Raw genomic sequence first — 19,699 nt, 5'->3', positions numbered from 1 at the left:
TCAGTCCTCGTCCCAGTCCAGGCCGCCGCGGCGCCACTCGTACAGGAAGGGCACCGTGATCAGCGCCAGGAAACCCACCATCGCGACGAGCCCGAACATCGCGAGCTCCGTGAAGTCGACGGCCCACGGGTAGAGGAAGACCACCTCGATGTCGAAGACGATGAACGTCATCGCGACGAGGTAGTACTTCACGGGGAAGCGGCCGCCGCCGACCGCGTGCGGGGTCGGCTGGATGCCGCACTCGTAGGCCTCGAGCTTCGCGCGGTTGTAGCGCTTCGGGCCCAGCACGGCGCTGGCGGCGAGACCGCCGATCGCGAGGAGCGCGGCGATCCCCATCATGACGAGGAGGGGGACGTACGGGTTGGTCATCGGTGCTCTCCCGGTGGGGGGTGGAGTGCTTCCGCGGGGTTGTGGAGGTGTGCGGGGGGGCGGTCCGGCGGGCGAGGCCGGTGCCCCCGTGGGTCAGGGCGGGGCGGTCACGAGGCCGGCGCCAGACGTGCCAGGCCGGCGATCACCCGGTCGACCGCATCGCCGCCGCGCGGCTCGTAGCAGTCGGCGAGCAGCTTGTGCGTGAAGCGCATGACCAGCGGGCGAGGCAGGCCGTACCGCGTGCACGCGCGCATGACCTGCGGGTGCTCGATCAGCTTCACGAACACCCGGCCGAGCGTGTAGTACCCGCCGAGGTCGTCCTTCATCCGCGCGCCGTACGTGGCGAGCGCGCGCTCCCGGCCGGCGGCGGTGCCCCGGGCGGTGGCCTGCACGATCGCGTCGGCGGCGACGCGGCCGGCCTGCAGGGCGTAGGCGATGCCCTCGCCGTTGAACGGGCTGATCATCCCGGCGGCGTCGCCGACCAGCATGAGCCCGCGGCCGTACAGCGGCCCGCGGTTGAAGCCCATCGGCAGCGCGGCGCCGCGGACCGGGCCGATCTGGTTCTCCTCGGTGAACTCCCACTCCGCAGGGGCGTTCGCCATCCACTTCGCGAACAGGTCCTTGTAGTCGACCTTGGTCGCGGCGGCGGTCGAGGACACCGAGCCGAGGCCGACGTTGGCGGTGCCGTCGCCGAGGGAGAAGATCCAGCCGTAGCCGGGCATCAGGTCCGACTCGCCCGGCCTGCCGTCCCAGAAGCTCCAGGTGCGACTCCATCCACGGGTCGTCGTGGCGCGGGGTCCGGAAGTAGGTGCGCACGGCCACGCCCATCGGGCGGTCCACCCGCTTCTCCAGGCCCATACCGGTCGCGAGCCGGGCGGAGACGCCGTCGGCGGCGATCACGACGGGGGCGCGGTACGTGACGGGGTCGCCCGCGCGGCGGCCGTCGCCGTCGACCGGACGCGCCTGCACGCCCACGACCCGGCCGGTCCGCTCGTCGATCAGGGGACCCGTGACGTTGGTCCTGTCCTGGACCTTGGCCCCGGCGGCCCGCGCGTGCTCGAGCAGCAGGTGGTCGAGGGACATCCGCGACCGCGCGAGCCCGTACGACGGGTACGAGGAGAGCTCGGGCCAGGGCAGCTCGACCACGTGGCCGCCGCCGAGCACGCGCAGCCCGACGTTGCGGATCCAGCCGTCCTGCTCGCGCAGCGGCACGCCCATCCGGGTGAGCTCGGCGACCGCGCGCGGGGTCAGACCGTCGCCGCAGACCTTGTCACGGGGGAATTCCGCCTTGTCGAGCAGCAGCACCGACAGGCCCGCGGCAGCGCAGTGGTAGGCCGCGCTGGACCCGCCGGGTCCGGCTCCGACGACGATGACGTCCGCGTCGTCGCTCTTGCCACTGTGCACTGTCCGCCCCATTTGTGAATGCCTTCACACCTGATGCGACCGAGTCTAGTGAGAAGTCGCGCCGGATGTCTGCGAAGGGTTGCCTGAGTAGCGTCGTCGCTTCCCTGAGGACGTGCCGGGACTTTCGTCCCACGTTTTGTCGTTAATTGATCCCAGGATTTGTCGCCCGGTGCAGCGCGACGATCCCGCCGGACAGGTTCCGGTACGCCACCGAGCGCCAGCCGGCCTCCTGCAGCAGCTCCGCGAGCCCCAGCTGGTCCGGCCAGTCGCGGATCGACTCCGCCAGGTACGCGTACGCGTCCGACTCCCGCGCGACGACCCGGGCCACCTTCGGCAGCGCCCGCATCAGGTAGCCCGAGTACACGGTCCGCAGCGGCGCCCACGTCGGCGCCGAGAACTCGCACACCACCAGCCGGCCGCCCGGCTTCGTCACCCGGCGCATCTCGCGCAGCGCGCCGACGGTGTCCACGACGTTGCGCAGCCCGAACGAGATCGTCACCGCGTCGAACGACGCGTCCGCGAACGGCAGCGCCGTCGCGTCGCCCGCGGTGAACGGCAGGTCGGGCCGCCGCAAGCTTGCCGACCGCGAGCATCCCCGTCGACAGGTCGCACGGGACGACCTTCACGCCCGCGTCCGCCAGCGGCTCGCTCGACGTGCCCGTCCCCGCCGCCAGGTCCAGCACCGTCTCCCCCGGCAGCGCCGCCAGGCCCTTCAGCGTCGCGCGGCGCCACATCCGGTCCTGGCCCAGCGACAGCACGTCGTTGGTCAGGTCGTAGCGGCGGGCGACGCCGTCGAACATCGTGGCGACGTCGTGGGGGTCCTTGTCGAGGGAGGCGCGAGGCATGGGCCCATCGTGTCAGGTCGTCGTGCCCCCGGCGCGCACGCGTCGTCCGGGGACCGGCGCACGCGTCGTCCGGGGACCGGCGCACGCGTCACCCGGGCCCGGCGCGCAGGTGCTCCCGCGGCGGTCGTACCCTGGTCGGCGATGACCAGCCCCCTGCGCGACGACGACCGCGCGCCGTCCTCGCACCCCGGCCCCCTCGTGGTGCGCACGATCGCCCTCGACGCCCCCGACGACCTGCTGTCCCTGCTGCCGCAGGACGCGCCGCTGACCTGGGTGCGCCGCGGCGACGGGCTCGTCGGCTGGGGCGAGGCCGTGCGCGTCGAGGTCGCCGGCGCCGAGCGGTTCGCCGACGCCGAGCGCGCGTGGCACCGGCTGGTCGCGCACGCCGTCGTCCGCGACGAGGTGCGGCTGCCCGGCACCGGGCCCGTCGCGTTCGGGTCGTTCGCCTTCGACGACGCGTCCGCCGCCGGCGGGGTGCTCGTCGTCCCGCGCGTCGTCGTCGGCCGGCGCGACGGGCGCGCCTGGCTCACCGTGGTGGAGACCGCCGGGACGCTCGGCGCCGCCCCCGACGCGGGCCTGCTCGCCCGGCACGTCGCGGGGCTGACCCCGGTGCACGCCCCGGGCGAGGTGACCTACGCCCCCGGCTCCGTCGCCGCCGACGACTGGACCGACGTCGTCGCCCGCGGGGTCGCCGCGATCCGGGCCGGCGAGGTCGACAAGGTCGTGCTCGCCCGCGACGAGATCGCGCGCACCGCCGAGCCCCTCGACGTCCGGCACGCCCTCGGGCGGCTCGCCGAGCACTACCCGACCTGCTGGACGTTCTCCGTCGACGGCATGATCGGCGCCACCCCCGAGCTGCTGGTCCGGTCCGAGAAGGGCCTGGTCACCTCGCGCGTGCTCGCCGGGACGATCCGGCGCACCGGCGACGACGACGCCGACCTCGCCCGCGCGGCGATCCTCGCGCACTCGTCCAAGGACCTCGAGGAGCACGAGTACGCGGTCACCTCGGTGGCCCGGGCCCTCGCGCCGTTCTGCTCCTCCACCAACGTGCCCGACGCCCCGTTCGTGCTGCACCTGCCGAACGTGCTGCACCTGGCCTCCGACGTCACCGGCGTGCTGGCCGGCGTCGGCGAGCCCCTCGGCACGGTCCCCGGTCTGCCGGGGGCGCCGGCCGCCGTCGCCGGGCACCCGACGTCGCTCGCGCTCGCCGCGGCGCTGCACCCCACCGCCGCGGTCTGCGGCACGCCGACCGAGGCCGCCCGCGACCTGATCCGCCGCATCGAGGGCATGGACCGCGCCCGGTACGCCGGGCCGGTGGGCTGGGTCGGCGCGGACGGCGACGGCGAGTGGGGCATCGCGCTGCGGTCCGCCCAGGTCGACGCCGAGGACCCGCACCGGCTGCGGCTGTTCGCCGGCTGCGGCATCGTCGCGGCGTCCGACCCCGCCGCGGAGCTCGCGGAGTCCCGCGCGAAGCTCGTCCCCATGCGCACGGCCCTCGCCACGGACTGACGCACCCGCGCCCCTCCGCCACCCCGTTCGCCGAGATAGCAGTGCCCGCCTCCGCGCGAGGCCGGTGACGCAGGCGAGCGCTGCCATCCCGGCGGTTCGGGGCGCGGGGGTGGACGCACGCGACCCCCGACGCGCGGCCGGGGGTGAGCGCGCGTCGGGGGTCGCCGGGACCCGGGCGGGGCAGGGGGGACCCGCCCGGGTCGATCAGGGGGTCGTCAGCGACCGCCGCCCTGCTGCTGCTGGAACCACTCCCAGAGCTGCTCGGGGGTCATGTCCTCCGGGTTCGACGGGGCCGAGCCCTGGCCGGAGCCGGAGCCGGAGTCCGCGGCGGTCTCCTCGCGGACAGCGAGCGTGACGTCCACCTCCTGCGACGCGCCGTCGCGGACCAGCGTGAGGGCGACCTGGTCGCCCGACGCCTGCGCCCGGACGTAGCCGGTGAGCGACTCGGCGCCCGCGACGGCCTTGCCGTCGATCGCCACGATGACGTCGCCCTTCTGGACGCCCGCCTCGGCCGCCGGGGACCCGGAGGTCACCGACTCGACCTGCGCGCCGGAGCGCGTCACGCCGTCGGCCGTCGCCGTGCCGTCCGACAGGCCGACCCCGAGGAACGCGTGCTCCGCGGTGCCGTCGGCGATCAGCTGCTGGGCGACCATGTCGGCGAGGTTCACCGGGATGGCGAACCCGAGGCCGATCGACCCGGACTGGCTGGACGTCGTCGCGATCGACGAGGTGATGCCGATGACCCGGCCCTGCGCGTCGAACAGCGGACCGCCCGAGTTGCCGGGGTTGATCGCGGCGTCGATCTGGATGGCGTTCGTCACGACGGACTCGTTGCTGCCGTTCTCCGTGGTGGACACGGGACGGTCGAGCGCCGAGACGATGCCGGTCGTCACCGTGTTGGCCAGGCCGAGCGGGTTGCCGACCGCCATCACCGGGTCGCCGACGGTGACGTCGGTCGAGTCGCCCAGCGAGGCCGGGGTCAGGTCGTCCGGCGCGTCGGTGATCTGGATGACGGCGAGGTCCGTCGTGGGGTCCGTGCCGACCACGTCCGCCGTGAAGATGCGGCCGTCGGTGAGGGTCACCTGCACCTTGTCGTCCTGGGCGCCGGACACGACGTGGTTGTTCGTGACGATGTTCCCGTCGGTGTCGACGATCACGCCGGACCCCTCCGCGCCGCCGGACGAGGTCGTCACCTGGATCGCGACGACCGACGCCTGCACGGCCGACGCGACGGCCTGCCAGTCCGGGTTCTCGGCCGTCGAGCCCGAGACCGGGGCGGTGTCGGTGCCGGAGCGGCCGACGGTGCTGATGTCCGCGGCCCGCGACGTGCCCTCGTCGAACGCACCGGTCAGGGCCGCGGTGCCGAGGCTGGCGAGCAGGGCGGCCGCCACGCCGACGCTCGCGACCGGCAGCCAGATGCTGCGCTCGCGGGTGCGGGTGGTCGTGCCGCCGTGCCCGTCGGGCGCACCCGCGGCGCCGAGGCCCGTCGGGTGCTCGCCGCCGCCGGTCGGCGGCTGGCCGGGGGCACCCGGCGCACCGGGGGCGCCCGGGGCCGGCGTGCGGAACGCGGCCAGGGGGTCGCCGGACCGCTGCTGGTGCTGCTGGCCCTGCCCGGCATGCTGCTGGGGGCCGGGGTGCTGCTGGGGGCCTGCGGCGTGCTGGTGCTGCCCCGGGTGCTGCTGCACGCCCGGGTGGTGCGGGGCGTACTGGCCGTAGCGCGGCTGCTGCCGCGGGTCGGGCGCGCCGGGGTAGCCCTGCGGCGCCTGCTGCTGCGGGGCCGGCTGGTACGGCGCCTGCTGCTGGTACGGCGCGGGGTACGCGGACGTCGGGGGCGCGGCGGGGGCCTGCTGCGCGGGGGCCTGCGGCGCGGGGGTGTGGTTCGCCGGGGTCTGCGGGAGCTGCTGCGTCGCCGCGGGGGCGATGCGCTGCGTCGGGGCGTCCTGCGGGTGGTCCTGCGCGGCCGGGTGGTCCTGCGCGTCGCGGGCCGGCACGGCCTCGGTCGCGGGGGTGGCGTCGTGGGTGGGGACGACCTCGGTCGCGGGCTCGTGCGCGGCGCGCTCGGCGGCCTCGGTGCCCTCCGGCTGCGGCTCGCGGGCGGCGTCCTGGGGTCCCTCGGGGGTGCTGCTCATGGGGTGTACCTCCTTCGTGGACACCATCAGACCCCACGTCGCTGGAACCGTGCTCGGGGGAACCTGGGAGTCCGCTGCGAATCGTCGATGACGCGTGGCGCGCGGTGGCGGCTCAGCCGGGGTCGGCGCCGGTGCGCGCGGCCGCACGGACCGCCGCCACCAGGCGCTCGCCGAGCCCCCGGCGGTCGGCGCGGTCCACCCGCACCTCGACCACGGACGTCCCCCGGCCGGGCGCCGCGAGCGCCGCGGCCAGCGCGGTCGCGTCGGACACGCGCACGTGCCGCACCCCGTACCCCGCGCACAGCGCCGCGAGGTCGGCGGTGTGCGGGGTGCCGAACACCCGCTCGAACGTCCGCGCGCGCTCGGGGGCGCCGTGCTCCAGGGTCGCGAAGATCGACCCGCCGGCGTCGTTGAGCACGACGACCTGGAGGTCGACGTCCGGCTCCGTACCGGGCCGCAGCAGCCCGCCGACGTCGTGCAGGAACGTGAGGTCGCCGACCAGCGCCCGCACCCGGCGCCGCGGCAGGCCGAGCGCGACGCCCGCGGCGGTCGACAGCATCCCGTCGATCCCCGCGAGCCCGCGGTTCGCGAGCACGACCGGCGGCTCGTCCCACCGCGCGACCAGGTCCAGGTCGCGCACCGGGTTGGACGAGCCCACCACCAGGACGTCGCCGGGCACGCTCGCCGCCGCGACGGCCCGCACCGCGGCAGGCCCCGTCATCGGCGGCGTGCTGCGGGTCGGCGGCGCGGCGGGGTCGTCGTCGAGCAGGGCGTCGACGGCCGTGCCCGCGGCGGCGTCGGCCCGCTGCCACGCGCGCAGCCAGGTGCCGGGCTCGGTCGGCGGCTCCGCGAGCCACGCGGCCGGGACGCCGGGCAGCACCCGGTCGGCGGCCCGTCCGGCATCGGGCCAGCCGGCACCGGTCGGGGCGATGACCGTGAGGTCGACGTCGTCCCGGGCGAGCAGCGCGCTCACCGGACGCGACAGCGTGGGCCTGCCGAGCAGCACGACGGAGCGCACCCGGCCGCCCAGCGCGGGGTCGCCCAGCAGCACGCGGTACGCCGCGAGCGCGTGCGTGCCGCCGCGGGCGCCGGAGGACGGCTCGGCGAGCAGCGGCCACCCGGCGGACTCGGCGAGCCGCCGGGCGTCGGGTCCCGCGCCGTCGCCGGCGACCACGACCACCGGGCCGGGCAGCGCGGCGCGGGCGGGCGCGGCCACGTCGGCCGTGCCGCGCGCGGCGACCTGGACCCGGCCGGGCGACGGCTCCGCGGCGGGCCACGGCTCTGGACCCGGGGTCAGCGGCTCGCGGTAGGCGAGGTCGAGGTGCACCGGACCGGGGTCACCGGTGCGGGTGCCGAGCGCCGCGGCGACCGCCCGCGAGACGAGGTGCCGCAGGTCGCGGTCCTCCCCCGGGCGGCCCGCCGGTGCCGGCACGTCGGCGTCCAGCCGGACCGCCGGGCCGAAGATGCCGGTCTGCACCGTGGTCTGGTTCGCCCCGGTGCCGCGCAGCTCGTGCGGACGGTCGGCGGTGAGGAGCAGCAGCGGGACGCCCGCGTGGTGCGCCTCGAGCACCGCGGGGTGCAGGTTCGCGACCGCGGTGCCGGACGTCGTGACGACCGCGACCGGCCGCGGCGGTCCGTCGACGGCGGCGGCGCGGGCCAGCCCGAGGGCGAGGAACGCCGCGGACCGCTCGTCGACCCGGACGTGCAGCCGGACCTCCGGGGCGCCGGCCGGGCGCTCGTCCGCGGGCAGCGCGGCCTCGGCGAGCGCGTACGCGAGCGGCGCGCTGCGGGACCCGGGGGCGAGCACGACGTCCCGGACCCCGTGGGCGGCGAGCTCGGCGACCAGCACCCGGGCGGCGTGCGGCGCGGGTGCCGGGGCGGGGACGCCGGGCGTCACCGGGACACCGCCAGGACGGCCTCGACCCGCTCGGCCCAGCGGGCGGCGGTGGCCTCGTCGGCGGCGGTCGTGTCGAGCCGCTCCGGGTCGGGCACGAGGTCCCGGGCCGCGGCGACCCGCAGGGCGCCGTCGACCGGCAGCAGCGGGTGGGTCACCACGTCGGCGGTGAGCAGCTGGGCCGTCGCCAGGCCGCACGCGAACGGCAGCTCGGGCAGCGCGGCCGCCAGGGCCACCCCGGCGGCCAGGCCGACGGACGTCTCCAGAGCGGACGACACCACCACCGGGAGCCCGACCTGCTCGGCCAGCTCCAGGCACGCCCGCACCCCGCCGAGCGGCTGGACCTTGAGCACCACGACGTCCGCGGCGTCGGCGCGCACCACGGCCAACGGGTCCTCGGCGCGGCGGATCGACTCGTCGGCGGCGATCGGCACGTGTGTCCGCCGGCGGACGCGAGCCAGGTCCGCCACCGACGCGACCGGCTGCTCCGCGTACTCGAGCCCGCCCGCGGCCCGGTCCAGCAGCAGCAGCCGGTCCACGGCGGTGTCGACGTCCCAGCCGGCGTTCGCGTCGACCCGGATCCGGCCGCCCGGCCCCAGGGCGTCCCGCACGGCGGCGAGCCGGTCGGCCTCCTGCGCGGCGTCCTGCCCGGGCTCGGCGACCTTGACCTTCGCGGTCGTGCACCCGCCGGACGCGAGCACCAGGGCGCGGGCCTCGTCGGGGCCGACGGCCGGGATCGTGACGTTCACGGGCACCAGGTCGCGCACCGGCGCGGGCCAGCCGACGTCCGCCGCCTCCCGGGTCGCGCGCCACCAGGCGGCGGACTCGGCGGCGTCGTAGTCCCAGAACGGGCTGAACTCGCCCCACCCGGCGTCCCCGGGGACCAGGACGCCCTCGCGCACGGTGATCCGGCGGAAGCGCGTCCGCAGGGGGATCGCGTAGACGTGCACGTCGCCAGGGTAGAGGGTCCGCGGCCGTCCTACCCTGGGGCGGTGACCGACTCCCTGCCCCCGCGCGTCTCCGACACCTTCGACCCGAGCCGCTGGCGCACGGTCACCGGGTTCGAGGACCTCACCGACCTGACCTACCACCGCGGTGTCGTGCGCGGGGAGGACGGCACCCGCGACCTGCCGGTGGTGCGGATCGCGTTCGACCGGCCCGAGGTCCGCAACGCGTTCCGCCCGCACACCGTCGACGAGCTCTACCGCGCGCTCGACCACGCGCGGATGACGTCCGACGTCGGCACCGTGCTGCTCACCGGCAACGGCCCGAGCCCCAAGGACGGCGGCTACGCGTTCTGCTCCGGCGGCGACCAGCGGATCCGCGGCCGGGACGGCTACCGGTACACCGACACGACGCAGGCGGAGACCGCGGACCACATCGACCCGGCGCGGGCCGGCCGGCTGCACATCCTCGAGGTGCAGCGCCTGATCCGGACCATGCCGAAGGTCGTCGTCGCGGTCGTCAACGGCTGGGCGGCCGGCGGCGGGCACTCGCTGCACGTCGTCGCGGACCTGACGATCGCCTCGCGCGAGCACGCGCGCTTCATGCAGACCGACGCGAACGTCGGCTCGTTCGACGGCGGCTACGGCTCGGCGCTGCTGGCCCGCCAGGTCGGCCAGAAGCGGGCGCGGGAGATCTTCTTCCTCGCGCGCGAGTACTCGGCGCAGGACGCCTACGACTGGGGCGCGGTCAACGACGTCGTCGACCACGCCCGGCTCGAGGAGGCGGCCCTGGAGTACGCCCGGGTCATCGCGACGAAGTCCCCGCAGGCGATCCGGATGCTCAAGTTCGCGTTCAACCTCGCCGACGACGGCCTCGCGGGCCAGCAGGTGTTCGCGGGCGAGGCGACCCGGCTGGCGTACATGACCGACGAGGCCGTCGAGGGCCGGGACGCGTTCCTCGAGCGTCGCGACCCGGACTGGAGCCGGTTCCCGCACTCCTACTGACGGGCGGGTCCGGTCAGGAGATCGCGAGCGAGCCGGTCTCCGCGGGCACCAGCTCCACCCACGTGTTGCCCGGCGCGAGCTGCGCGGGCGCGCCGTCCGCGGTGAACAGCTGCATCGGCGCGTCGCGCGAGTCCTTCTTCCAGGTCACCGGGACGGTCCTGCCGCCGGTGGCCAGCACGCCCTCACCGGTCCCGACCAGGGTGTAGGTGGGCACGACCGCGCCGTTCTGCGCGCCGAACCCGGTACCGGGGTGCGACGCGGTGATCGACACGACGTTGACCGCGGACAGCCGCGCGCCGGTCGCCGAGGTGGCGGGCGTGCTGCCCTCCGAGCGCTCCCACACGGAGCCGTTCCAGGTCCAGGACGGCTTCGACTGGCCGGACAGGCTGAACGCGAGCGTCGTGGCCGGGGTGCCCGCGAGGACGGCGGAGGCGCGCTCGGCGGACCGGGCGAACGCGAACTGCTCCCCGGGGCTGTTCTGGTGGTTCGCGTCGGCCTGCACCCACAGGTCGCTGGTGTCGGCGTACACGTTGTGGGGCGCCGACCGCGACTTCAGCCGGTAGAGCCCGGGCGCGCCGGCGTCGTGGCTGATGGCCTGCACCGGGGCCTCGGCCACCAGCGCCAGGATCCCCGCCTGACCGCCCGAGAAGGTCAGCAGACCGTTCAGCGGCGCCACGATCGGCGGGTCCATCGGACGCACGGACCGGATCGGACCGACCTCCGTGGGGGTCTGCGAGTGGAACACCGCGATCAGGCGGGACACCTCGAACTCGACGATGGTCTCCCAGACCACGTCCGCCTGGTCCAGCCCGGACTGCGGGCGCGCGACGGCGGTGTTCTCGATCTTCACCGCGAGCGCCGGGCGGTTCACCGGCTCGCCGGCGACACCGGTCAGCGGCCACGTCGGCGCGACGACCGGCTCGGGCACCGCGACCTTGTCGGCCTGCAGCGACGGCCCGACCGTGCTCGCCTCCGGCGCCGGCTCGCCGCCCTGCGAGCAGCCCGCGAGCAGCATCGCGGCGGCGAGCGTGAGCCCGGCGACGCTCCGCAGGCGGCCCCTGGTGGTGTGGATCATGTGCGACAAACCCCTCGTGCAGCGTCCCGCGCCCCAGCGGTGCCCGGTCGCGCGTCCCGCGACACTCTACGGGCGCACCTACGCTGACGGTGTGAGCCGCCCTGTCCGCGTCGTGCCCGCGTCCGCCCGCACGGTGCCCGCGCTGACCGCCGCCCTCGCAGCCGCGCTCGACGGGTCGGGACCTGCGGTGCTGCCCGTCGAGGACGGGGCGACGACCGACCCGGGCGCTCCGGTGCCCGACGACGTGGCGCTGCTGGTCCGGACGTCGGGGTCGACGGGCGCCCCCCGCGAGGTGATGCTCACCGCCGCCGCGCTGCGGGCGTCGGCGGGCGCGACCGAGGTGCGGCTCGCCGGACCCGGCCGGTGGCTGCTGCCGCTGCCGCCCGCGCACGTCGCCGGGCTCCAGGTGCTGGTGCGGTCGATCGTCGCGGGCACCACGCCGCACGTGCTGGCCGGGCCGTTCCGCGTCGACGCGTTCGCGGTCGCCGTCGCCGCGCTCCCCGCGGACGGCCTCCCCCGGTACACCTCGCTGGTCCCCACGCAGGTGCACCGGCTGCTCGACGACCCCGCCGGCCGGGACGCGCTGGCCGCGTTCGACGCCGTGCTGCTCGGCGGTGCGGCGGCCCCGCCCGAGCTGGTCGACCGGGCCCTCGCCGCCGGCGCGCACGTCGTGACGACCTACGGCATGTCGGAGACGTCCGGGGGCTGCGTGTACGACGGCGTGCCGCTCGACGGCGTGACGGTCGACCTGGAGGCCGACGGGCGGATCCGGCTCGCCGGGCCGGTGCTCGCCACCGGCTACCGCGGCCGACCCGACCTGGACGCCGAGCTGTTCGAGGTCGCCGACGGCACCCGGTGGCTGCGGACCAGCGATTTGGGCCGCTGGACGGGCTCCGGCGCGGACCGGCGGCTCGAGGTGCTGGGCCGGGCGGACGACGTCCTGGTCACGGGCGGCGAGAAGGTCGCCCCCGCCGCCGTCGAGCGCGCCCTGGCCGGGCTGCCGGGCGTCGGCGAGGTGCTGGTCGTCGGCGTCCCCGACCCGGAGTGGGGTCAGGCGCTGGTCGCGGTCGTCGTCCCGGCCGCCGGCACCACCGGCCCCGACCTCGTGGACCTGCGGCGCACCGCCGCCGACCGCCTGGGCCGCGCCGCCGCGCCCCGGCACCTCGTCACCGTCGCGGCGCTGCCGCTGCGCGGGCCCGGGAAGCCCGACCGGCGGGGTGCGGCCGCGCTCGCCGCCGACGCGCTCGCCCGCCGCATCCCGGGCGCCGACCCGCGGGACCGTACACCGGGGTGACCACCGGCACGCCCCGGCCGCTGCGTCCCGGCCCGCCGCGCCGGGTACGGTCGCTGCGCGGCCCTCGGCACCCCCGCCCGTCCCGCCGCACGACAGGAGCATCATGGCCACCCCGTCCGAGTGGATCGCCGGCGCACGACCGCGCACCCTGCCCGCCGCCGCCGCGCCCGTGCTGGTCGGCACCGGAGCCGCCGCGCAGATCGACGCCGCGCACCTCGGCCTGGCCCTGCTGGCGCTCGGCGTCGCCCTGGCGCTCCAGGTCGGCGTCAACTACGCCAACGACTACTCCGACGGCGTGCGCGGCACGGACACCAACCGGGTCGGTCCGCTGCGGCTGACCGCGAGCGCGCTCGCCCGCCCGCGCGAGGTCAAGCTCGCCGCGTTCGCGGCGTTCGGCGTCGCCGGGCTGTTCGGGTTCGGACTGGTCGCCGCGACCGGCCAGTGGTGGCTGCTCGCGATCGGCGCCGTGTGCGTGCTGGCCGCCTGGTTCTACACCGGCGGCAAGCGCCCCTACGGCTACCTCGGTCTCGGCGAGGTCGGCGTCTTCGTGTTCTTCGGTCTGGTCGCCGTGCTCGGCACCACCTACACCCAGGCGGGTCGCCTGACGTGGCCCGCGTGGGTCGGCGCCGTCGCCGTCGGCCTGATCGCCTGCGCCCTGCTCATGGTCAACAACCTGCGCGACGTGCCGACCGACTCCCTCGTCGGCAAGCGCACTCTCGCGGTCCGGCTCGGCGAGCGCCGCGCCCGGATCGCCTACGCGGCGATGGTGATCCTGCCCGTCGTGCTCGGGCTGGTCTGCGCGCTCGCGAACCCCTGGGCGCTGCTGGTGATGCTGCTCGCGCTGCCCGCCGGGATCCTGGCGTTCACCGTGCTGGTCGGCGCCCGCGGGATCGCCCTGGTGCCGGTGCTCGCCGGCACGGGGATGTACGAGCTCGGCTTCGGCGTGCTGCTGGGCCTCGGCCTGGCGCTCTGACCCTCCGGGCGAGTCCGGCTCGGGCACCGAGGTCGCACGATCGGGCCGAGGTCGGTATCGGGGACGCCCTCCCCCGGCCGGGAGGGGCGACCTCGGCCGCCGGGGCGACCGGTCAGGGCGCCGGGTGGTCCGGTCAGAGCACGCGGCCGGGGGGCAGACCGTCCGGGCCGTGGTCGGCGGCGTCGACGGCCGCGTCCTCCGCCGCGGCGTCCTGCGCGGCGCTGCGGGACAGGCGGGGGCGGTCGCCGCGGGCCGCCGCGCGCGCCTGGAGCCACTCGGCGGCACGCACCCGGGGGCCCTGGAGGAGCAGGTAGGACAGCAGTGCGGCCAGCACGGCCGCGCCGATCACGCCGAACAGGTAGCCGGTCCCCGCGAGCACGAGGGCGACCAGGCACACCACGAACAGCGCGAGCCGGAGCAGGGAGTAGGTGACGACGGGCACCCCCTCAGCGTACGGGCGCCCGCTGGCCCGCACCGCGCGGCGGCTTAGGGTGGACGGCATGGCCCGCGCACTGCTGTTCCTCGTGATCATCGGCCTGGCCGTGTACGCGCTCGCGGACATCGCCTCGAGCGACGAGCACGCCCGCCGCGGGATCCCCCGGGGCGTCTGGCTGGTCGTCGCGTTGGTGCCGGTGGTCGGGGCGGTCGTGTGGATCGCGTCGAGCCGGGCCCAGCGCGCTGCCGGTGGTGGCGCTGCGGGCGGCGGCGGGACGGCTCGACCGGGCGGACCCGCGGGCCCCCGACGGGGCGGCCCGGTCGCTCCGGACGACGACCCCGAGTTCCTCTGGCGCCTCGAGCAGGACCGCCTCCGCCGCGAGCGCGAGGCCCGCCGCGACGACGACCCCCGCCGCGATGACGACCCCCGCCCGGCCGGCGACGACGTCTCCGACGAGGGCACCCGCGGCTGACGCGCCGCGCCCCGCTGACGCGCACCACCCGCCGCCCCGCCACGCCGCCCGCCGCCGAGACAGGACCCGCGCACCGAGGTAGGGCCTGCGCACGTCCTGTCTCGAGGCGGAGGCCCTGTCTCGGCGAGAGCAGCAGCGCACGCGGGCGCCGGGCGACCAGGGACGCGCGCACCGATCGGACCGGCCCGAGCCCCACGCGTCCGCGAGCCGGTCCCGTCGAGTCAGGACCGCCGCGGCGAGACAGGGGCCCCGGGCGTCCTGTCTCGCCGCGGCAGACCTATCTCGGCGAAGGCGGCGGGCAGGGGGGCGGCAAGCAGCGGTGGGCCGCGGGTGGGTCAGAGGCCCGAGTACGAGTGCTTGCCCGTGACGAAGAGGTTCACGACGGTGAAGTTCATCAGCACCACCGCGTAGCCGACGTACACGAAGTACGCGGCCCGCCGGCCGGCCCAGCCGCGGGTGGTGCGGGCGTGCAGGTACGCCGCGTACACGACCCAGGCGACGAACGTGCCGACCTCCTTGGGGTCCCAGCCCCAGTAGCGGCCCCACGCGTGCTCGGCCCAGATGGCGCCGCCGATGAGCGTGAGCGTCCAGAGCACGAAGCCGATCGCGTTCAGGCGGAACGACAGGGCCTCGAGGTTGCGGGCGGACGGCACGGTCCGCAGCCAGGACCACGCGGGGCCGGTGACCCGCCACCGGGCGAGCGGGCGGCGCAGGCCGTCGAACCGGCCCCACGCGTGGTCGAGGTGCGAGCGGCCGGTCTCGCGACCGTCCTGGAGCACCTGGAGCACGGCGGTCGCGAACGCGACGGTGAAGATGCCGGTGGCGATGATCGCGACGCCGACGTGCAGCACCAGCCAGTCAGCTCTGCAGGGCGGGCTGGACCTCCTCGGCCTGCACGTAGAACGCGTTGAGCCCGAGGACCAGGGCGAGCACGCCGATGCCCATGACGACGACGCCGAGGAACGGGATCACCCGGCGGCGCTGCACGACGGCCAGCACCACCGCGGCGACGAACGTGCCGACCAGGGTGTACTCGTACATGTTCGCGGTGGGCCAGCGCCCGGCGGCGAGGCCGCGCAGCACGATGCCGGCGAGCAGCAGCACGACGCCGAGGTAGGTCGTCGACCGGGCGATGCCGGTGCTCCGCGACGGGCCGAGGTCGGGGTCCGCGGACCCGTCGGCGGCGGCCGGGCCGGCGGCGGCGTCGGCGGTCACGGACTCGGCGGTCACGGACTCGGCGGGCACGGACGCGACGGGCGCCGCGGGCCCGCCGGCGCCGACAGGCTGCCGCGCGGCGGCGCGGGCCTGCTTCGCGGCGGCGACCTTCGCGGCGCGGGCGGCCCGGTGCTCGCGCGAGGACGCGTCGGCGACCCGGGCGAGGGCGGCGGAGTACGCGATGAGCGCGATCGTGAACGCGGTGGCCGCCCCCCACACGAGCAGGGTGCTGATGTCGCCGAGGGGCATGTCGTTCTACCTTCCGGTTCGGGCCTCGCCCGCGCGGAGCCGGTCCACCGCCCGGTCGAGTCCGCCTGGAGGCCCACGTCGTCACCGCGCGCCAGAGCCGCGGCGGTCACCACTGTACGGCCAGATCCGGGACCTTCGTCCCCCGTGGAACCGGTGGCCGGACGCGCCCGCAGCCAGACGCGCCGACGCGGCACGAACAGCGACGCGGCCAGCCCGGCGAACGCCAGCAGCGCGAAGGTCAGCACCCACGCCAGCGACGGGTCGTGCCGCAGGTCGAGGGCCACGAACCGGGGCAGGGCGTCGAAGGTCAGCGTGCCGAGCCCGTCGGGGAGGTCGACCGTCTCGCCGGGCCGGACGTACAGCGTCACGGGTCGGCCGTCGGCGTCGAGCTCGCTGCTCCAGGCCGGTCTCGTCGAGCTGGTAGACGTTCTGCGGGACCCCGTCGTCGAGGCCCAGGTCGCCGGTCCAGACCGCGAGCGCGAGCAGCGGGTCGGTGGGCTGCGGGTACGTCGAGCGCCAGATGCCCTCGCCGACCTGCTCGGCCGTCGGGAGCAGCACCCCCTGGAGCCCGATCTGCGGGCCGCTGGTGACGTCGGGCACCTTGATGACGCCCTGCGAGGTGTAGACGGTGTCCTGCGGGAGGAACGGCACGGCACCGGCGAACGTGACCTCGCCCGCGGCGTCGCGGACGGTCACCTGCGGCGCGTACCCGTTGCCCTGGAGGTAGATCTTCGCGCCGCCCGCGTCGAGAGGGTGGTTGACGCGGATGGTGTCCGCGACGCCCTCCTCCCCCGGCTCGGTGACGGTGACGTGCGCGGTGAAGTCGCGGGACTGCAGCGTCTGCGGGTCGAACCGGGACTCGAACGAGTCGAGGCGCAGGGAGAACGGCTCGAGCGAGGACGGCCGGAACCCCGCGCCGGACTCGAAGGTGTCGTAGTCGCTCTGGGTGTTCGCGAACGCGCGGTCCGCCACGACGATCGCCTGCCCGCGGTAGTGCAGCAGCTGGCCGGTGGCGACGGAGACGAGCAGGCCGACGAGCGCGAGGTGGAACACCAGGTTGCCGGTCTCGCGGAGGTAGCCCCGCTCGGCGGCGACGGACCACGCGCCGGCGCCCTCGTCGCGCACGTCGACCCGGAACCGGCGTGCCCACCGGGGCCCGCCGAGCGCGACGGCGGCACGCTCGGCGACCTCCTGCGGCGTCCCGTCGGACGTGAACGACGCCTGCGCGGGGAACCGGTCGAACCGGCGCGGGGTGCGCGGCGGTCGCCCGCCGAGCGCCGACAGGTGCGTGCGGCTGCGCGGCAGGATGCAGCCGACCAGCGAGACGAACAGCAGCAGGTAGATCGCCGAGAACCAGATCGACGAGTAGACGTCGAAGAACCCGAGGCGGTCCAGCAGCGGGCCGAGGTCGGGGTGGTCGACGAGGTAGGTCGCGACCTCCTCGGGCTGCTGGGACTGCTGCGGGAAGATCGTGCCGGGCACCGCCGCGACGGCGAGCAGCATGAGCAGCAGCAGCGCCACCCGCATGGACGTCAGCTGCCGCCAGGCCCACCGCAGCCAGCCGACGACGCCGAGCGCGGGCAGCTGCGGGGCGTCGCCGCCGGGCGCCTGCTGGTCGGCGCCGGTGCTGAACGCGTCCTCGAGGCCCTCGGGGGTGTAGCGCCCGGTGGGGGCCGTCGAGGTCGTGTCGTCGCGCGTCATGTCACACCGCCGGGATGAAGGGGGTCGACCCGGTCAGCAGCCCCTGGAGCCACGCGGACCAGGTGGACCACAGGCCGGTGACCAGGGCCAGGCCGAGCAGGAGCAGCAGCGTGCCGCCGGTGCGCATCACGGCGAGCCGGTGCCGGCCCAGCCAGTCGAGCGCGCGGCGGCTGCGCTGCAGGCCGAGCGCGACGAGCACGAACGGCAGCCCGAGGCCGGCGCAGAACGCCAGGGCGAGCACCGCGCCGCGGCCGGCGGACCCGCCGTCGAGCGAGAGCAGCAGGATCGCCGCGAGGGTCGGTCCGATGCAGGGCGTCCAGCCGATGCCGAACGTCACGCCGAGCACGGGGGCGCCCCACAGCCCGGCGCGCGGGGTCAGGACGTTCCGGCGGTCCTGCTGGAAGAACGGCAGCAGCCCCAGGAACGCCAGGCCCATGACGATCACGCCGACGCCGAGCACCCGGGACACCGGGTCCTGCCAGCGCAGCAGGAACGACCCGAGCGACCCGGCGAGCGAGCCGTAGGCGAGGAACACCGCGGTGAAGCCGGCGACGAACAGCAGGACGCCGAGCACCAGGCGACCGCGGGACGGGGCGGGCGCCTCCGGCGTGGGCACCGAGCCCGACGCGCCCGGCTGCGCCGGCAGGCCCAGCGCGCCGGGCTGCGCCGGCAGGTGCGCGGCGAGGTCGAGGGCGGGCCCGTCGGCGGCCCCGGCGGCCACCCGCACGCGCGAGCGCCCGGGCGCGGACGCCGCGGACATCCCGCCGAGGTACCCGACGTACCCGGGGACGAGCGGCAGCACGCACGGGGACGCGAACGACACCAGCCCGGCGAGCACCGCGACCGGGACGGCCGCGAGCAGCGACCCGGAGGACGCGGCCTGCGCGAACGAGTCGCCGACGTCGGCGATCACGAGCCGGCGCCGGGCTCGGCGAGCACCTCGTCGACGAGCGCCCGGAGCGTGGACCCCTCGGCGAGCCCGACGATGCGCGCGGCGACCTTGCCCTCGCGGTCGAGGACGACGGTCGTGGGCGTCGCCTGGATCGGCACGATGCCCTGGAGCGCGGCGACCGCGCCCTTGTCCCGGTCGTCGATGCTCGGGTAGGGCACGTCGAAGGTGCGCTGGAACGACTCGGCGGCCCCGGCGTCGTCGACGCCGTTGATGCCGAGCAGCCGGACGCCCTGGTCGGCGTACTCGGTCGCGATGTCCACCAGGTCGGGTGCCTCGGCCCGGCAGGGCGGGCACTCCGCGTACCAGGTGTTGAGGACGACGACGTCGCCGCGCCAGTCCGCGAGGTCGACCGCCGCGCCGGCGAAGTCGGTCCCGGCGATCTCGACCGGGCCCTTGCGGTCGTCGGCGGCCCACTGCGTGAACGAGCCGTCGCCGGAGACGTAGCCCTGGCCGGCGACGTCGGCGTCGTCGGACGTCCCGCCCCCGGAGCAGGCGGCGAGGGTCAGCGCGGTGCCCGCGGCGACCAGCGCCGCGACGGCCCGACGGCGACGGCTCGCGGTCATGCGCCCGCCACGGCGGACGCGCCGGGCAGCAGGTCCGCGGCGGGCTCGGTGTAGGAGATCCGGACCAGGCGGTCGTCCTCGTAGACCAGGGAGGTCAGCGAGGCGAGCGAGCACTGGCGGCGGCGCGGGTCGTGCCACAGCCGGCGGTCCTCGAGCGCGAGCCGGGTGACCCAGATCGGCAGCTGGTGCAGCACGAGCACGGCCTCGTGGCCGCGCGCGGCGTCGCGGGCGCGGTCGACCACGGACAGGACGCGGCCGACCTGCTGGCGGTAGGGCTCGCCCCACGACGGCCGGAACGGGTTGACCAGCAGCGGCCAGTGCCGGGGGTGCCGCAGGGAGCCGTCGCCGACCCCGAACGTGAGGCCCTCGAACTTGTTCTCGGCCTCGAGCAGGCCCTCGTCCGTGGTGACGGGCAGGTCGAACGCCGCGGCGATCGGGGCCATCGTCTCCTGCGCGCGCTGCAGCGGGGACGCGAACAGCGCGGTGACGTCGCGGCGCGGTCCGTCGAGGTCCCCGGCGAGGTGCGCGGCGACGCGGTCGGCCATCTGCACCCCCCGCTCGGAGAGGTGGTATCCGGGCAGCCGGCCGTAGAGCACGCCCGAGGGGTTGTGCACCTCGCCGTGCCGCATCAGGTGGACAGTGGTGGCGACCATGGGGTCAGTCTCGCAAA

The 19,699-nt window shown here is 76.4% G+C and carries 15 protein-coding genes and 4 pseudogenes; 5 read left to right on the top strand and 14 right to left on the bottom strand.

Features of this window, described 5'->3' with window-relative positions:
- The 3 genes and pseudogenes from AC1VL8_RS06590 to AC1VL8_RS06580 all read right to left on the bottom strand — a co-directional run bounded on the left by AC1VL8_RS06590 (position 1) and on the right by AC1VL8_RS06580 (position 2,618).
- Entirely contained in the window at positions 1 to 369 is a 369-nt protein-coding gene (locus AC1VL8_RS06590) for an NADH-quinone oxidoreductase subunit A (RefSeq protein ID WP_389233282.1), read from the bottom strand.
- Positions 370 to 462: 93 nt separating this feature from the next.
- Positions 463 to 1,785: an NAD(P)/FAD-dependent oxidoreductase gene (locus AC1VL8_RS06585; protein ID WP_483076197.1), complete on the bottom strand. Its 1,323-nt coding sequence runs from the start codon at positions 1,783 to 1,785 to the stop codon at positions 463 to 465.
- Between the two features lie 130 nt (positions 1,786 to 1,915).
- Positions 1,916 to 2,618 (bottom strand): annotated as a pseudogene (locus AC1VL8_RS06580) (demethylmenaquinone methyltransferase).
- Positions 2,619 to 2,759: 141 nt separating this feature from the next.
- Between AC1VL8_RS06580 and AC1VL8_RS06575 the strand changes: the two are divergent.
- Positions 2,760 to 4,127, top strand: a complete 1,368-nt coding sequence (locus AC1VL8_RS06575) for an isochorismate synthase (RefSeq protein WP_483074608.1) — start codon at positions 2,760 to 2,762, stop codon at positions 4,125 to 4,127.
- Between the two features lie 215 nt (positions 4,128 to 4,342).
- Here AC1VL8_RS06575 and AC1VL8_RS06570 read toward each other — a convergent pair whose 3' ends face one another.
- From AC1VL8_RS06570 to AC1VL8_RS06560, 3 genes are all read right to left on the bottom strand, one after another.
- A complete protein-coding gene (locus tag AC1VL8_RS06570) occupies positions 4,343 to 6,256 on the bottom strand; it encodes a S1C family serine protease (RefSeq protein WP_483074607.1) in 1,914 nt (637 codons plus the stop codon).
- A 112-nt stretch (positions 6,257 to 6,368) separates the two neighbouring features.
- On the bottom strand, positions 6,369 to 8,153 hold the full coding sequence (gene menD / locus AC1VL8_RS06565) for a 2-succinyl-5-enolpyruvyl-6-hydroxy-3-cyclohexene-1-carboxylic-acid synthase (RefSeq protein WP_483074606.1): 1,785 nt from the start codon (positions 8,151 to 8,153) through the stop codon (positions 6,369 to 6,371).
- Complete coding sequence (locus AC1VL8_RS06560; protein ID WP_389233300.1) at positions 8,150 to 9,100, bottom strand: o-succinylbenzoate synthase; 951 nt, start codon at positions 9,098 to 9,100, stop codon at positions 8,150 to 8,152. Before AC1VL8_RS06560 ends, menD begins: the two co-directional genes overlap by 4 nt.
- Positions 9,101 to 9,142: 42 nt before the next feature.
- Here AC1VL8_RS06560 and AC1VL8_RS06555 point away from each other — a divergent pair, with 42 nt between their 5' ends.
- Positions 9,143 to 10,099, top strand: a complete 957-nt coding sequence (locus AC1VL8_RS06555; RefSeq protein ID WP_483074605.1) for a 1,4-dihydroxy-2-naphthoyl-CoA synthase — start codon at positions 9,143 to 9,145, stop codon at positions 10,097 to 10,099.
- 13 nt (positions 10,100 to 10,112) lie between these two features.
- On the opposite strand, the gene AC1VL8_RS06550 is transcribed toward AC1VL8_RS06555, so the two are convergent.
- Positions 10,113 to 11,174 carry a DUF3048 domain-containing protein gene (locus AC1VL8_RS06550; RefSeq protein ID WP_389233306.1) on the bottom strand — a complete coding sequence of 354 codons (1,062 nt, stop codon included), beginning with the start codon at positions 11,172 to 11,174 and terminating at the stop codon, positions 10,113 to 10,115.
- A 91-nt stretch (positions 11,175 to 11,265) separates the two neighbouring features.
- Here AC1VL8_RS06550 and menE point away from each other — a divergent pair, with 91 nt between their 5' ends.
- Both menE and AC1VL8_RS06540 read left to right on the top strand, forming a co-directional pair.
- Positions 11,266 to 12,468 (top strand): o-succinylbenzoate--CoA ligase, encoded by a 1,203-nt coding sequence (menE, locus tag AC1VL8_RS06545; RefSeq protein WP_483074604.1) that lies wholly within the window; start codon positions 11,266 to 11,268, stop codon positions 12,466 to 12,468.
- A 103-nt stretch (positions 12,469 to 12,571) separates the two neighbouring features.
- A complete protein-coding gene (locus tag AC1VL8_RS06540) occupies positions 12,572 to 13,441 on the top strand; it encodes a 1,4-dihydroxy-2-naphthoate polyprenyltransferase (RefSeq protein ID WP_483074603.1) in 870 nt (289 codons plus the stop codon).
- A 133-nt stretch (positions 13,442 to 13,574) separates the two neighbouring features.
- Here the strand turns inward: AC1VL8_RS06540 and AC1VL8_RS06535 are convergent, their stop codons facing one another.
- On the bottom strand, positions 13,575 to 13,883 hold the full coding sequence (locus AC1VL8_RS06535) for a DUF4229 domain-containing protein (RefSeq protein WP_389233315.1): 309 nt from the start codon (positions 13,881 to 13,883) through the stop codon (positions 13,575 to 13,577).
- Between the two features lie 58 nt (positions 13,884 to 13,941).
- Between AC1VL8_RS06535 and AC1VL8_RS06530 the strand changes: the two genes are divergently transcribed.
- Positions 13,942 to 14,349: a PLDc N-terminal domain-containing protein gene (locus tag AC1VL8_RS06530; RefSeq protein WP_483074602.1), complete on the top strand. Its 408-nt coding sequence runs from the start codon at positions 13,942 to 13,944 to the stop codon at positions 14,347 to 14,349.
- Between the two features lie 335 nt (positions 14,350 to 14,684).
- Here the strand turns inward: AC1VL8_RS06530 and ccsB are convergent.
- From ccsB to AC1VL8_RS06500, 6 genes and pseudogenes are all read right to left on the bottom strand, one after another.
- Positions 14,685 to 15,813, bottom strand: a pseudogene (ccsB, locus tag AC1VL8_RS06525) (c-type cytochrome biogenesis protein CcsB).
- A gap of 122 nt (positions 15,814 to 15,935) precedes the next feature.
- Positions 15,936 to 16,181: pseudogene (locus tag AC1VL8_RS06520) on the bottom strand (cytochrome c biogenesis ResB family protein); the annotation flags it as partial.
- A gap of 76 nt (positions 16,182 to 16,257) precedes the next feature.
- Positions 16,258 to 17,316 (bottom strand): annotated as a pseudogene (gene resB, locus AC1VL8_RS06515) (cytochrome c biogenesis protein ResB); the annotation flags it as partial.
- Positions 17,317 to 17,515: 199 nt separating this feature from the next.
- Positions 17,516 to 18,376, bottom strand: coding sequence for a cytochrome c biogenesis CcdA family protein (locus AC1VL8_RS06510; RefSeq protein ID WP_483076196.1), 861 nt, complete (start codon positions 18,374 to 18,376; stop codon positions 17,516 to 17,518).
- Between the two features lie 47 nt (positions 18,377 to 18,423).
- The gene (locus AC1VL8_RS06505) at positions 18,424 to 19,029 is read right to left on the bottom strand and encodes a TlpA family protein disulfide reductase (RefSeq protein WP_483074601.1); all 606 of its coding nucleotides are present in this window, start codon (positions 19,027 to 19,029) and stop codon (positions 18,424 to 18,426) included.
- Entirely contained in the window at positions 19,026 to 19,682 is a 657-nt protein-coding gene (locus AC1VL8_RS06500) for a histidine phosphatase family protein (RefSeq protein WP_483074600.1), read from the bottom strand. The genes AC1VL8_RS06505 and AC1VL8_RS06500 overlap by 4 nt, the downstream gene beginning before the upstream one ends.
- Between the last annotated feature and the right edge of the window lie 17 nt (positions 19,683 to 19,699).

It is taken from the genome of Cellulomonas sp. KU4C (assembly GCF_056868065.1).
This window is presented reverse-complemented; position numbering and strand designations above follow the sequence as displayed.